The 15,248-nt window shown below is 42.0% G+C and carries 11 protein-coding genes; 9 read left to right on the top strand and 2 right to left on the bottom strand.

Going from position 1 to position 15,248, the window contains the following annotated elements:
- Positions 1–109: 109 nt before the first annotated feature.
- From F986_RS07365 to sohB, 8 genes are all read left to right on the top strand, one after another.
- Positions 110–1,483, top strand: a complete 1,374-nt coding sequence (locus F986_RS07365; protein WP_004693606.1) for a diaminobutyrate--2-oxoglutarate transaminase — start codon at positions 110–112, stop codon at positions 1,481–1,483.
- A gap of 2 nt (positions 1,484–1,485) precedes the next feature.
- Positions 1,486–3,018 carry a pyridoxal phosphate-dependent decarboxylase family protein gene (locus F986_RS07360; protein WP_004693604.1) on the top strand — a complete coding sequence of 511 codons (1,533 nt, stop codon included), beginning with the start codon at positions 1,486–1,488 and terminating at the stop codon, positions 3,016–3,018.
- Entirely contained in the window at positions 2,990–3,649 is a 660-nt protein-coding gene (locus F986_RS07355) for a hypothetical protein (protein WP_004693601.1), read from the top strand. Before F986_RS07360 ends, F986_RS07355 begins: the two co-directional genes overlap by 29 nt.
- Before the next feature lie 982 nt (positions 3,650–4,631).
- Positions 4,632–5,657 (top strand): substrate-binding domain-containing protein, encoded by a 1,026-nt coding sequence (locus F986_RS07350; RefSeq protein WP_004693599.1) that lies wholly within the window; start codon positions 4,632–4,634, stop codon positions 5,655–5,657.
- Positions 5,658–5,761: 104 nt separating this feature from the next.
- Positions 5,762–7,141 carry a phosphate ABC transporter permease subunit PstC gene (gene pstC / locus F986_RS07345; RefSeq protein ID WP_004693596.1) on the top strand — a complete coding sequence of 460 codons (1,380 nt, stop codon included), beginning with the start codon at positions 5,762–5,764 and terminating at the stop codon, positions 7,139–7,141.
- On the top strand, positions 7,141–8,529 hold the full coding sequence (gene pstA / locus F986_RS07340) for a phosphate ABC transporter permease PstA (RefSeq protein WP_004693595.1): 1,389 nt from the start codon (positions 7,141–7,143) through the stop codon (positions 8,527–8,529). Before pstC ends, pstA begins: the two co-directional genes overlap by 1 nt.
- Before the next feature lie 13 nt (positions 8,530–8,542).
- Positions 8,543–9,457: a phosphate ABC transporter ATP-binding protein PstB gene (gene pstB, locus F986_RS07335; protein WP_004693593.1), complete on the top strand. Its 915-nt coding sequence runs from the start codon at positions 8,543–8,545 to the stop codon at positions 9,455–9,457.
- Positions 9,458–9,738: 281 nt separating this feature from the next.
- A complete protein-coding gene (gene sohB, locus F986_RS07330; RefSeq protein ID WP_303620934.1) occupies positions 9,739–10,710 on the top strand; it encodes a protease SohB in 972 nt (323 codons plus the stop codon).
- A 79-nt stretch (positions 10,711–10,789) separates the two neighbouring features.
- Here sohB and F986_RS07325 read toward each other — a convergent pair whose 3' ends face one another.
- Entirely contained in the window at positions 10,790–12,001 is a 1,212-nt protein-coding gene (locus F986_RS07325) for an aspartate aminotransferase family protein (protein ID WP_004693590.1), read from the bottom strand.
- Positions 12,002–12,163: 162 nt separating this feature from the next.
- On the opposite strand from F986_RS07325, the gene grxD reads away from it, so the two are divergent.
- Positions 12,164–12,505 carry a Grx4 family monothiol glutaredoxin gene (grxD, locus tag F986_RS07320; RefSeq protein WP_004693588.1) on the top strand — a complete coding sequence of 114 codons (342 nt, stop codon included), beginning with the start codon at positions 12,164–12,166 and terminating at the stop codon, positions 12,503–12,505.
- A gap of 56 nt (positions 12,506–12,561) precedes the next feature.
- On the opposite strand, the gene F986_RS07315 is transcribed toward grxD, so the two are convergent.
- Positions 12,562–15,195 (bottom strand): Lon protease family protein, encoded by a 2,634-nt coding sequence (locus tag F986_RS07315; protein WP_004693586.1) that lies wholly within the window; start codon positions 15,193–15,195, stop codon positions 12,562–12,564.
- Positions 15,196–15,248: the final 53 nt, after the last annotated feature.

The raw sequence follows: 15,248 nt of genomic DNA, 5'->3' as shown, positions 1-15,248 counted from the left end.
TTATGAAGTATCCAAACGCTATCTGACTAGATTTATAAAGCGCCGAGTCAAAGGACCAAAAGTCACCCGACTTATTTCTTTCAACCCATATCAGAGATGGTAATTCGATATGAGCGTTTCTTCTGTAAACCCTGCCACTAATACTACTAACGAATACTATTTGACTCGCCAAAGTCAGATGGAATCCAATGTTCGTAGCTATCCACGGAAATTACCGTTAGCGATAGCCAAAGCATTAGGCTGCTGGGTTACTGATGTTGAAGGTACAGAGTACCTCGATTGTTTAGCTGGGGCAGGAACATTGGCTTTGGGCCATAATCATCCTGCGGTAATTCAAAGTATTCAAGATACACTTGCAAGTGGTCTTCCTTTACATACTTTGGATTTAACGACACCTTTAAAAGATGCATTTACTGAAGCATTACTTGAACAATTACCAGGCGGTAAGGAAGAGTATTGTCTACAGTTCTGTGGTCCATCTGGTGCAGATGGCACGGAAGCAGCAATTAAATTAGCGAAGACGTATACCGGTCGTAGCACAGTGATTAGTTTCTCTGGTGGTTACCATGGTATGACGCACGGCGCTCTTGCAATGACAGGTAACCTGTCTGCGAAAAATGCTGTAAATGGTTTAATGCCAGGCGTTCAATTTATGCCGTATCCGCATGAATACCGTTGCCCACTTGGTTTAGGTGGTGAAGCGGGTGTGGATGCTTTGACGTATTTCTTTGAAAACTTCATTGAAGATGTTGAAAGTGGTGTAACCAAGCCAGCTGCTGTCATTCTTGAAGCAATTCAAGGTGAAGGCGGTGTGGTCACAGCGCCAACCAAATGGTTGAAAAAAATCCGCGAAGTGACTGAAAAACACAACATTGTGTTGATTCTTGACGAAGTTCAAGCAGGCTTTGCACGTTCAGGCAAAATGTTCGCATTTGAACATGCGGGTATTGAACCTGACGTAGTGGTGATGTCTAAAGCTGTTGGTGGTAGCTTACCGCTTGCTGTGTTGGGTATTAAACGTAAGTTTGATGCTTGGCAGCCAGCAGGTCATACGGGTACTTTCCGTGGTAACCAATTGGCAATGGGTACTGGTCTTGCAACGATCAAAACCATCAAAGAACAAAACCTTGCGCAAAATGCACAAGAACGTGGTGATTTCTTACAAGCTGAATTTAAAAAGCTTGCTCAAGAGTTCCCATGTATCGGTAACGTGCGTGGCCGTGGTTTGATGATTGGTGTTGAAATTGTTGATGAACGCAAACCAGCAGATCATATGGGGTCTTTACCTGCAGATGGTCAATTGGCAGCAGCGATTCAAGCGGCATGCTTTAACAACAAATTGTTGTTAGAAAAAGGCGGCCGTAACGGTACAGTCATTCGTTTACTTTGCCCATTGATCATCACTCATGATGAATGTGTTGAAGCGGTTTCTCGCTTCAAGAAAGCAATTGCTGAAGCACTTGTTGCAACTCGAGGCGCGTAATCATGGTTGATTTTGCAGAACACCGTAAGGCGTTACTCTGCAATGATGCTGCATCTATTGCTGACTACTCGTCAGCAATGGACCAAGCGACTAAAGCAGTTGCAGCATGGTTGCAAAACGACAAAATGTACACGGGCGGTAGCATCAAAGAGCTCCGCAGTGCAATTGCATTTAATCCTTCTAAAGAGGGTTTGGGTGTACAAAAGTCACTTGAACGTATGGTTGAGCTTTTCTTAAACAAAAGCTTAAAAGTCCATCACCCGCACTCGCTCGCGCATTTGCACTGTCCAACTATGGTGACTAGTCAAATTGCTGAAGTACTGATCAATGCAACAAATCAATCGATGGATTCTTGGGATCAAAGTCCTGCAGGTTCATTGATGGAAGTTCAGTTGATTGACTGGCTTCGTCAAAAAGTGGGTTATGGTGCAGGTCAAGCTGGTGTGTTCACTTCTGGTGGTACACAGTCAAACTTGATGGGTGTACTGCTTGCACGTGATGCATGTATTGCGAAAAACTGGAAAGACGAAAACGGTAATCCGTGGTCTGTACAGCGTGATGGCGTGCCAGGCGATGCGATGCGTAATGTCAAAGTCATTTGTTCTGAAAATGCACACTTCTCTGTGCAAAAGAACATGGCGATGATGGGCATGGGTTTCCAATCAGTCGTGACCGTTCCTGTGAATCAGAACGCACAGATGGATGTGGATGCACTTGAAAAAACCATGGCTCACCTTCAAGCTGAAGGTAAGATTGTGGCGTGTGTGGTTGCAACTGCGGGTACGACCGATGCAGGTGCGATTGATCCACTGAAGCAAATTCGTGAAATCACCAACAAATATGGCGCGTGGATGCACATCGATGCGGCGTGGGGGGGTGCTTTAATCCTATCGAATGATCACCGTGATATGTTGGATGGTATTGAGCTTTCTGACTCAATTGCGCTGGATTTCCATAAGCATTACTTCCAAACCATCTCTTGTGGTGCGTTCTTACTAAAAGACGAGGCGAATTATCGTTTCATGCACTATGAAGCTGAGTATTTAAACTCTGCTTATGACGAAGAGCATGGCGTGCCTAACCTCGTGTCTAAGTCACTTCAAACAACACGTCGTTTCGATGCGTTGAAGCTTTGGATGACTGTTGAAGCGCTTGGTGAAGAACTGTATGGTTCTATGATTGACCACGGCGTTACTTTAACTCGTGACGTTGCTGATTATATCAATGCAACTGCTGGTTTAGAGATGTTGGTTGATCCACAATTTGCATCTGTATTGTTCCGTGTGGTTCCAGAAGGCTATCCAGTAGAATTGCTTGATACCTTAAACCAAAACGTTGCAGATGAATTGTTTGCACGTGGTGAAGCGAATATTGGTGTCACTAAAGTGGGTCAAAATCAATCATTGAAAATGACGACTTTAAGTCCAGTTGCGACTTTAGATAACGTGAAGAACCTGCTTGGTCTTGTCCTTGCAGAAGCGGATCGTATCAAAGGTCCAATCGCAGATGGAACCTATACACCTGCAATTGCTTAATCGATTGTTTGTGTTAAAAAAAGGAGCTGATATCAGCTCCTTTTTTATGTGTGATAAAACTATATGTATACCTACGTGGGCAAAAGATAAAAGCAAGCTAAATGTCATGAAAGAAGAACAATATATTTTCGAATATTACTTAACTATTGTTAAACCTACCGTGGAGGAGTTCCTTCAACATAAATCTGACTTAAGAAGGGGGCGTTTAGCCGCAATTGTCTTGGATCATATGCGAGACTATTTGGCGATACGGTTAAACAGAAATCATGAGTGGTCCATTACTGAAAAGCTTCTGAAAGAAGAGATTTATGAATACTGTCCAGATGTTGCATTAATAAGGGATGTTTGTAATGCCACAAAACATGGTGTTTTAAGGGTAGGTAACGAAAATAATAAAATTCCTAAAAACATAAATTCAACAGATCAAATAAAAGCAGAAAGTAATGACGGTATTTTTATAGCTGGTTTTTCATCAGGTATGTTTCAAGAATCAAATTACGTATATATTAAATTTGATAAGGAAATAGAGTATCTAGGGAAGAAAATAGGTTTCAGATTTCTCCACGACTCAATTATAGAAGTTGTCAAATATTGGGATAATTTATTACAAAATTTAGAAAAATCACAATAAGTTTGCACTACTGCAACCAGTAAGCCAGACCCATTTTATGCAGTAATTTTCGACAGATATTTGCAATAGGATCTGCAGGAAAATGAGCTTCAATGCTTAAGTCTAAAGTTAAATATTCCGGCTTTTGATTTTATTCACGAATTTTCAAGTTAAAGGTATGACCTCTACAACAGGCAAGTCCTTGTCATAATCAAGGCAAATTAGGACAAATAAACGTGTTTGGCTAGCTGTCATGGGAAATGTCGCACTCATATGACTTGTCACGCTTCTTACGAAAAATGAATGATTAAGGCGGTAGTAAGAGGAGTAGAAGCCCAAAATCTCCTTCTTTGAGCTATCTTTTAGAAAAAAATAAAGCGGTGTCGTCAGAAATACCCATTATTCGGACAAATATTTCTAAAAATAAGAAAGGTACCTGAGTCTAAAAAGTCATAGATTTGCTCTCGTATTTGAGATGAGCATGCTATTTTCTAAGAAATAAATGGGGGTAAAAGGTAAAAATTAAGACCTAAATGACGCTCAATTTTCTAAATATGACACCACTCATTTGTCATTTATGGGTTATGAAATTCGGACAAATGGCGAAAATTTATATGGATTCTGCATATGGGTATACGCAAATTTTTATAGATTAGAAGGGCTATTCAATGTTGAAGAAATCAAAGTCTATGGAGTTCTTTTTTGCTTTATATGTTGATTCTAAATGTGTTTTATTTTTTATAAAAGCGTAAAGGATATTGATGTAAAATGAATTACGCACTCTCGTTATATCGAAATAAGAAAAATTCTTTAGGTGTTTAAACTGGGTGAAATTGAACAAAGTGTAACGAATCATGGACAAATAAAAATAAACATCATGAAAGTGTCACAATGCTGTAACTTGCTTGTCATATTCTGAAATCAAAATGCAGTTATCCAAAAAAGTACAAGACTGAATAAAAAGTGGCGTACTCCAAAATGTTTAATATGTGAGATAACAAATATGCGCTTAAACCATATCGCACTTGCAGTAGTAGTTTCTGGGGCAGCTGTAGCAACCACGGCAAACGCAGCTCGTGACACAATTCAAATTGCAGGTTCTTCAACAGTTTTACCGTATGCAAGTATTGTTGCTGAAGAGTTTGGCAATACTTTCCCACAATTTAAAGCACCAGTTGTTGGTTCTGGCGGTTCTTCAGGTGGCTTAAAACAGTTCTGTAATGGTGTGGGCGATAACACAATTGATATCGCAAATGCATCTCGTAAAATTAAAGATACAGAATTAGCTGCTTGTAAGAAAGCTGGTGTCAACCAAGTGATCGAAATCAAAATTGGTTATGACGGTATTGTGTTCGCTTCAAATGCAAGCAAAGCAGCATACAAATTACGTCCACAGCACGTCTATGCAGCTTTAGCAGCACAGTTACCATCTAACGGTAAAATGGTTGCAAACCCATATACACGTTGGAACCAAATTGACAAAAGCCTTCCAAACGAACCAATCACTTTAGTGATTCCAGCATCAAACCACGGTACACGTGAAGTGTTCCAAGAAAAAATGGTTGATGCAGGCTGTGAAACTTATGCAGCAATCAAAGCAATGGATAAAGATGCACAAAAGAAAGCATGTTCAACTTTCCGTAAAGACGGCAAAGTGATTGAGATTGCGGGTGACTACACTGAAACTTTGGCGCGCTTAAAAACGTCGCCTAGCGCAGTGGGTGTGTTTGGTTTAGGTTTCTATGACCAAAACCGTGACAAGTTACGTGTAGCGACAGTGAACAATGTTGCACCATCTGAAAAGACGATTTTGAATGGTTCATATCCAGTTTCTCGCCCACTATTCTTCTACGTGAAGGGTGAGCATTTGAAATCAATCAAAGGCTTAAAAGAATACACTGAATACTTCATTAGCAAGAAAGTATCAGGTAAAGGTTCTAAGCTTGAGCGTGCTGGTTTGATCTCAATGTCAGACAAAGAGCGTGCAGCAGTTCTTGCGAACTTCAAAGCAGGCAAAGCGGTTAAGTAATTAAGCGTAGAAACAGTCAACGGTAGGCAAGTCCTACCTTTGACGTTTTTTACTAGGATTAAGTTTTTTCAAATAATGAAAATTGAAAGAACCGTGGAGAATACATGAATCTGCTACTTATAGGTGTGTTATTAGCACTGATTGCCATAGCCTATCAAATGGGCTTAAGTCAGAGCCGTAACTTAGCAGGTAAGGGAAATAATTCTGCAAAATTACACTCACGTCCGGGGTATTACGGTGCGTTAGTGGCTTTGTGGTGTGGTATCCCTGCTTTTTTAATTTTGATTGTTTGGAATATTGTTGAACCAAATGTTTTGAATCATGTGGTGTTAAATCACGTGCCAGCACAAGTCGCTGCAACCTTAGATGCTGCTAGTACGGATGTGTTGATTAACCGTGTAGAAGCGATTGCCTCAGGTTTTGGTGTAACAGATACACCAGCCGCGTATGAGCTTGCTGCAGCGGAGCAACTAGCGAAGTTTCAAAGCATTGGTACATTTGCAAAAATTGCAGTGGTGATTTGTGCAGCACTGGCAGGTTTAGTCGCTGCGAAAAAGCGCATTGCAACTCAGTTCCGCGCTCGTAACCAAGTTGAGAAAACCATTAATGTTGCACTTGCACTCTGTTCTGGTGTCGCGATTCTAACCACGATTGGTATCGTGATGTCGATGTTCAGCGAAGCGATGCGATTCTTCCACTTTGTGAGTCCACTCGACTTTTTCTTCGGTACAGAATGGAACCCAGGCTTTAGTACCTCTGGTAATGCAGAAGGAAGCTACGGCTTACTGCCATTACTTTGGGGTACCTTAATGGTCAGTGGTATTGCACTCTTGGTTGCAGTCCCTGTAGGTTTAATGATCGCTATCTATCTTGCTGAATATGCATCTTCTGGTTTCCGCTCATGGGCAAAACCAACCATTGAAGTGCTCGCAGGGATTCCAACCATTGTTTACGGTGTATTTGCACTGATGATCATTGGTCCATTCTTTAAAATGCTTGGTGAGTCCGTTGGTTTACACATCAACGCAACTAGCGCACTCACTGCTGGTTTCGTCATGGGGATCATGATTATTCCTTTCGTTTCATCGCTGTCTGATGACATTATCACGCAGGTGCCACGTTCATTACGTGATGGTTCATTAGGTTTAGGCGCGACAAAGTCTGAAACCATTCGTCAGGTAGTGATACCAGCAGCACTTCCAGGCATTATCGGCGCGTTCTTGCTTGCAGCATCACGTGCCATCGGTGAGACCATGATTGTGGTGCTTGCAGCAGGGAATAGTCCTTTATTGCATGCCAATCCACTTGAAGCCATTTCAACTGTGACCATTACCATCGTAAACCAATTGACCGGTGATACTGACTTTGCAAGCCCGCAAGCTTTGGTGGCATTTGCACTAGGTCTGACCCTCTTTGTAATTACGCTTGGTTTGAACATTGTTGCACTGTACATCGTGCGTAAATATCGTGAGCAATACGACTAATGACGACTTCTAATAGCACAGCAGATCAAGTATTTGATCCACAACATGCGGCAGAATTACGAGAAAAGCGTAAGCAAACGATCAGTAATTCATTGGCAAAACGTCACCGTAAAGAAAAAACCTTTCGTTTCTTTGGTTTCTCGGCAGTGATTGCAGGTTTATTCTTTGTCGCGTTACTTTTTGGCAGTATTTTATCGAAAGGTTTACCTGCTTTTTGGCAAAGTAGCATGAGTTTACCCGTGTACTTTGACCCTGCCATTATTACGACAGGTGCAAAACCTGTACAGCGTGCAGGCGAATCTCCAGCGCAGTTTGAGGAGCGTTTTATTGCTTGGCAAACTGAAATGGGCATGGTGGATTGGGATGCTTTAATCGTGAATGCCATGATTGCAAAAGACCCAGCACTTGCTTCTAAACGAGATGATTTGGCTTCTTTGTACACCAGTTCGGAAGCGTATCGCTTACGTGATATGGTGATGAAAGATCCATCATTGGTCGGTAAAAAAGAAGACATTAAAGTGCTTGCCGATGCAAACGTTGATGTGTGGCTCGCAGGAAATATTGACCGTAGTTTGCCTGATGAACAGCAACAGTTGAGCCCAGAAGTTCGTCAACTTGCCGATGAAATGAAAGCTTCAGGGGTAATGGAAAATACTTTCAATACCAACATCTTTGTCAGTCCAGACTCTCGTAGTTCTCCTGCAACTTCAGGTTTAGCAGGGGCATTCATGGGGTCGCTGTTCATGATGCTGATTGTGATCATTATTTCGATTCCAATTGGTGTGGCATCTGCAATTTATCTTGAAGAATTTGCACCTAAAAACTGGATCACTGACGTCATTGAAGTCAACATTAACAACCTTGCGGCTGTACCATCGATTGTTTTTGGTTTGCTCGGTGCTGCGATCTTTATTGGCTGGATGCATTTACCGCTTTCTGCGCCATTGGTCGGTGGTTTAGTGCTTAGCTTAATGACTTTACCAACGGTGATTATTACGACACGTGCATCGTTGAAAGCTGTACCACCATCAATTCGTCAGGCCGCTTTAGGGCTAGGTGCTTCACGTGTACAAACCGTATTCCATCACGTTTTACCACTTGCACTACCGGGGATTCTAACGGGTGCAATTATTGGTGTAGCACAAGCATTAGGTGAGACTGCACCGCTGTTATTAATTGGTATGAGTGCATTTGTTGCAAGTGTACCTACAACTCCATTTGATCAATCGAGTGCTTTACCTGTACAGATTTTCTTGTGGCAAGGTAATGAGCTGCGTAACTTCTTCGAAGGACGTACAGCGGCTGCGATTATTGTTCTGCTTGCAATGATGATTGGACTGAACAGTATTGCAATTTGGTTACGTAAGAAATTTGAAGTCCGTTGGTAAGTGAGGGCAAAATATGAATACCGTTGTTAAAAATTCCTTAGATCAGGATCAAACAGTGAATCAAGAACACACTCAATTTACAAACCCGAATACGACCTCAGGTCAGCAGGGTACTTCTTTTGTGTCGCAGTTTGATACACAGACTTCTGCTAAGAAAGATCAGGCACAAGGACAAGTCAAACTCAGCACTTCAGATGTACATGTTTACTATGGCGAAGCTGAAGCGATTAAAGGGATTGATCTGAATATCTACGAAAATGAAGTGATTGCATTTATTGGGCCATCGGGCTGCGGTAAATCGACCTTCTTACGTACTTTGAACCGTATGAACGACACCATTGATAGCTGTCGTGTGACGGGTAAAGTGATGTTGGATAATCAAGATATTTATGACCCAAACCTCGATGTGGTGTTGCTTCGCGCTCAAGTAGGTATGGTATTCCAGAAACCAAACCCATTCCCAAAGTCAATTTTTGATAACGTGGCTTATGGCCCTAAACTGCATGGTTTAGCACGTGATAAGTATGACTTAGAAGAAATTGTAGAAAACAGCTTACGTAAAGCGGGTCTTTGGGATGAAGTCAAAGACCGTTTAAATCAACCGGGCACGGGCTTGTCGGGTGGTCAGCAGCAGCGTTTATGTATTGCACGTACCATTGCGGTAAGTCCAGAAGTGATTCTGATGGATGAGCCATGTTCAGCGCTTGACCCGATTGCAACAGCGAAAGTGGAAGAGCTTATTTCTGAGCTTTCAACGCAGTATACGATTGCGATTGTGACGCACTCAATGCAGCAGGCTGCACGTGTATCAGACCGTACCGCTTACTTCCATTTAGGTGACTTGATTGAAGTGAACTCAACCGAGAAAGTCTTCACTCAGCCAGATCATCAGTTAACTGAAGCCTATATTACAGGTCGTTTCGGTTAATACGCACAACTTGAAATATTTGAAAAAACAGAGCCTAAGTGCTCTGTTTTTTTATGAGCGAGCATTTGGTTTGGTGATTAAATAGCCATGATAATGGACATTGTGTATTAGAGTCATATTGGACAATAGATGCGAAGATGTGCTGTCTGAGATATTGACTCATCTTATAAATGATTAAATGTGAAAGATAACGCATTACAGAATAAAACAAAAAATGGCTATTGAAAAAAAATGCCATTGACCTAATCTAGGTCATATACCGACGTATTATTTTAGAGAATATAATTTCTATGTTATTTCATTTACCGAAACTTCCCGCTGAAATTCGAATTACACATTTAAATGCGCGTATTAATGAACAACGTAAAAAAATAGCGCAAACAACAGCCTCTAAACTAGAGTTACTGCAACTGACTCAGCAGTTAGCGAAAGAGTCACGTCATCGTAAAAAGGCCAATCAAAAAGTTTATATTCTAGATTTTAAAGGTGATACTGCGGCAACAGCGGTAGAAAGCTTACGTGAAGAAATCACCTTGATTTTAGCGACAGCCAAAGCAGGGCGTGATCGCGTTGTGGTGCGTTTAGAAAGCCCAGGCGGTATGGTGCATAGTTATGGTTTGGCTGCTGCACAATTGGTACGTTTACGTGATGCAGGTTTCAATCTCACTATCTGCGTCGATAAAGTTGCAGCGAGTGGCGGTTATATGATGGCATGTATCGCCAATCAGATTATTGCTGCACCTTTTGCGGTTGTCGGTTCAATTGGTGTGGTCGCGCAAGTTCCTAACTTTAATCGTCTGCTAAAAGAACACAATATCGATTTTGAGTTGTACACAGCAGGCCAATATAAACGTACAGTGACGATGTTTGGTGAAAATACAGCAGAAGGTAAGGCGAAGTTTGAAGAAGAGTTACAACAGACGCATGTGCTGTTTAAACACTTTGTTGAAAAATATCGTCCACAGCTCAATGTTGAGAAAGTGGCGACAGGTGAGCACTGGTATGGACAAGATGCTTTAGATTTGAATTTGGTCGATCAGTTACAAACTTCAGATGCTTATTTGCTTAATTTGCTGACCGATCATGATGTTTATGTCATCTCAACGCGTAAGAAACCGACTTTAGGTGAGAAGTTAGGCTTACAAGCTGCGCAAATGGCAGATGCCTTGGTACCAGCAGTCATGAATAAAGTGATAGAAACCTTAACTAAAACCAATGCAAGTTTGGTGCAAATGCGTGATCCAAAACTTTAATATTTAGTTGGCCGATTTATTTCAAAAAGTCTGGTTCCGAAATATGCAAAAAGCAATTTTAGAACCAGACTTTTTTGTCTTAAGCTAAGTACGCTTTAATCATTTTCACTAGACGTTCAATCAGTTGATCCGCCTGATCTTTGGTAATATTCAAGGTCGGCAGTAAACGCACCACAGAACCCGCAGTAACGTTAATGATGGTGTGGTATTCATCACGAGCAATGTTGACCAAGTCACCACATGCTTTTGGTAGCTCCACACCAATCATCAAACCAAAGCCACGGACAATCACATTTTGATCGGCAAGTTGGTTACGCAGTTGTTCTACGATGTACGCACCTTGTTCAGCCGCATTTTGAACGATGTTTTCTTTTTGCATAATGTCGATGATGGTATACACCACACGCGAACCCAATGCTGAACCACTGTACGTAGAACCGTGGTTACCCGCGGTCAATACGCCTACACCACGGCCTTGAGTCATCACCGCACCAATGGGGAAGCCATTGCCTAAACCTTTGGCTGTGGTGAGTACATCAGGAATGATGTTGGTGTGTTGGTAAGCAAAGTATTCGCCCGTACGACCATTACCTGTTTGAACTTCGTCCAACATCATCAGCCAGTTGTGTTGATTACAGATTTGACGAATCTCTTCCAGATAGCTAAAGCCTTGCGGAGCAGTGTTGACCCCACCTTCGCCCTGAATTGGTTCGACAAAGATTGCGACGATGTCTGGATGTTGAATTGCAGCTTCTTCAATGGCTTCAATGTCGCCGAATGGGACACGAATAAAACCTTCAACCAATGGACCAAAGCCTTCTTGGACTTTTTTGTTGCCTGTTGCTGATAACGTTGCCATGGTACGACCATGGAAAGAGTGTTCTGCAACAATGATTTTTGGATTGGCAATGCCTTGCATGTAGCCAAATTTACGGGCAATTTTGATTGCACCCTCATTGGATTCTGCACCACTGTTTGAAAAGAACACTTCTTCCATGCCAGCAACTTCAGCAAGTTTTTGTGCTGCAGCCGTTTGCCAAGGCACTTCAAACAAGTTGCTAGTATGAATGAGCGTTGCAGCTTGTTCTGCAATCGCTTCCGCAATGACAGGATGAGCATGGCCTAAACCACAGACTGCAATGCCCGTTAGCGCATCAAAGTATTCAGTACCATCTTCAGTGTACAGATAAGAGCCTCGACCTCGGACAAAGCTGATCGGCTGACGGCCAAATACTGGCATCAAATGAGAGGGTTGATCAGTTTGTACAGGAGCAAGGGTAATGTTATTCATGACTAACTCTTATCTGTTAGAGGGTAAGTGAAATCCAATATTAAGCAATTATGCTTGTAGTTTTAAAGCCTAAATCTAAATAAAAGTCGAAATATTGCTTTAGGCATACTGTTTTTCTACGTTTTGGGTATAATGCGGGTTAGATTAGTTGAGGATTGATCAATGACTGAACAAGCACGCGATACCGAAGCGTTAATTCGTGACCAAATTGCAAAACACGCTGTACTTCTTTATATGAAAGGCACCCCACAGTTTCCACAATGTGGTTTCTCTGCACGTGCTGTAGAAGCGCTTAGTCAAATTGGTCGTCCGTTTGCTTATGTGAATATTCTTGAAAATCCAGATATTCGTGCTTTGTTACCACAAATTGCAAACTGGCCTACATTCCCACAGTTATGGATCAACGGTGAGTTGATTGGTGGTAGTGACATTATTCTAGACATGTTCCAAAAAGGTGAATTACAACCTTTAGTTGAACAGCATAGTCCAGCACCTGAAGCTTAATCTTCAGTTGTAAAAAAAAGCGCCATTGAGGCGCTTTTTTTGTTTGAGGGAAAGGGTTAATGCGCTGTAGTTGCTGTGCTTATGGCTTCAGGAGTTTGTTCCGCTGCACTTTCAGTTGCAACGGTCTTCTTTTCAGCTTTTGCCTTTTTTTTGTCCTTCTTCTTTTTTTTCTTTTTCTTCGGTTCTTCTTCAAACTCAGCACCGTCTTCAATGGCTTGCCAATAATCTAGCTGATCCATCACCGCCGCATAAATAGACTTCTTGGTGTAGCGTCCTTTTTTGTCTAAAGTGCCGACTGGTCGAGCCATAAGTAGTTCAAGCGCTTGATCAATCGTATCTATAGCATGAATGTGGAACTGGCCATTTGAAACCGCGTCAATCACATCTTTACGTAACATTAAATGCTGCATATTTTGACGCGGAATAATCACACCTTGTTTACCAGTCAGACCTTGGAGTTTACATGCATCGAAGAAACCTTCAATTTTCGCATTGACACCACCAATCGGTTGAACTTGACCCAATTGGTTCATTGAGCCAGTAATCGCCCAAGATTGATCAATCGGGAGCTGGCTAATCGCTGAGATTAAAGCAGACAGCTCTGCAACCGTAGCACTGTCACCATCGACTTGACCATAGCTTTGTTCAAAGGCAAGCGCGGCAGAAAAGTGTAGGGTTTGTTCACGCCCAAAATGTGCTTTTAAGAACGATGACATCAATAGCACACCTTTCGCATGCAGAGAGCCACCGAGTTCGACGCTACGCTCAATATCCAGAATATCGCCGCCGCCTTGATACACGGAGGCTGTTAAACGTGACGGTAAGCCAAATTCAACATCTGCATAGTGAATGACGGAAAGCGCGTTAATTTGGCCAAGGCGGTGTCCACGCGTTTCGATGAGCTGTGTACCACGAGATAAATCCTGCCAATAGAGCTCACGTAAATAGCCTAAGCGATATTTACGATGATCTAATGCCATATTAATGTGTTGATCCGAGACCATCTTATCACCTGATTGGAAGGCATGATGATGCGCTTCACGAATCAAATCACCCAATGTGAGGGCATGTAGGGATAAGGAGCTTTGATCTTCTGCTTGACGACTAGAGTCAGTCAAAAGTGCAGAAAGGGCAGATCGATCAAAAGGAAGCAGTTTATCAGCCTGTACATAGTCTGCAATCAGCTGCATGTAGGCTTGTTCATTCACTTCATTACGCTGCAACGTATCAGTAAAGTCGGCACGAATTTTAAAGACACTGCCAAGCTCAGGTTCTACTTCGAGTATTTCATAGTAAATTTCAGGCTCAGCGAGTAAAACCACCTTCAAATTCAGCGGGATTGCTTCAGGCTCAATCGAGATACTTCCTGTCAGCGTTAGCATATGCTCAAGTGAAGAAAGTTTTAACTGGCCTGATTTTAAAGCGCGTTTTAGACCTTGCCATGCATAAGGCTGTTCAAGCAGTTGTTCTGCTTCTAACATTAAAAAACCACCATTGGCTTTATGCAATGTCCCTGGGCGGATTAAAGTAAAATCTGTAGTAATGGTGCCATGTTGAGTCAGTTGCTCTACGTGGCCAAGCAAATTGTAGTGAGTTGGGAAGTCTTCAAAAATAACCGGTGCACCAGCATTGGGTTTATGCGACACAATCACATTGGCTTGGTAGCGTGAAGGGATACGACTAAACAGGCCTGGGGTAAAGTCATCTTCTTCTTGTTCGAGCACCACCTCGACATTGTTAATAATGTCTTCAGCATAATATTTTAAATAGTCTTTTAAGCCTTCAACCTCAGCAAATTTAGTCAGTAACTGTTCGACTTTAGGTAATAAAACTTGCTTGGCAATATCGCGGTTCAACACTTGAACTTTATCGCGGGCATCTTCTTCCAAGTCGCCTAAATGCATGCCTAAACGTTCAAGTTTTTTGTCCATGTGGCGTATATTGGCATTAATTTCAGAACGTTCTTTCGAGCTTAAAGCATTGATGTCGGCCTGCGTCATTTCCAATACTTTATCGTCTACATACTGGACGGGAATAAAGCAGTGCTCATCATTACGAGAGATCAGTTTGAGGTCGAGTTCTTCACCTTCTTTGGTCAGTTCAATTAGTGCTTGTTGTTGTACATCACCCGTTTGTTGGCGAATGGCTTCGATACGGTTGTGGTAGGTTTCAGCAGTAAAACGACGTTCAAGTTGTTTTAGTGTGGTTTGCCATGTTTGATGCAACATGGTTTGAAATTTTACTGCCTGACCTGCAGGTAGCTCTAAAGCAATCGGTTGACGTGGACTTTTAAAATTATAGACGTAAACCCAATCGTTTGGTGTTGGCATATTCTTGGCGTGTTGCTGGAGTAAGCGTTTCACCATGGTTCGCTTACCTAGTCCAGCAGTACCTACTGCAAAAATGTTATAGCCTGAGTAAGGTAAGGAAATACCAGCTTCAACTGAGGCACGTGCGCGGTCTTGCCCTAAAAAATTATTGAGTGGTTTTATACGACGCGTTGAGGCTGGAATCTTATCCAGAGCAGGGCTATGCGTCAGTTGCTCTGCTTGAAGTTGAGTCTTTGCTAAAGTCGTTTGAATTTCGGGTTGGTCAAATGCTGAACTAAGGTTATTTTCTAGAGTTTCTGGAGGATTTAATTGGATACTTGCAGATAAAGAAGAGTTCATTTGATCGTGTTTTTGGGTCACTTTGAAATCCGAAACGAAAGATTGCGTTAGAAACTTAAAGGTATACAGGTTTA

Origin of the sequence: Acinetobacter johnsonii CIP 64.6 (assembly GCF_000368045.1) — a bacterium.
GTDB lineage: Bacteria > Pseudomonadota > Gammaproteobacteria > Pseudomonadales > Moraxellaceae > Acinetobacter > Acinetobacter johnsonii.
Note: the sequence above shows the minus strand (reverse complement) of the source record. Positions and strands in the feature narration are given on the sequence as shown.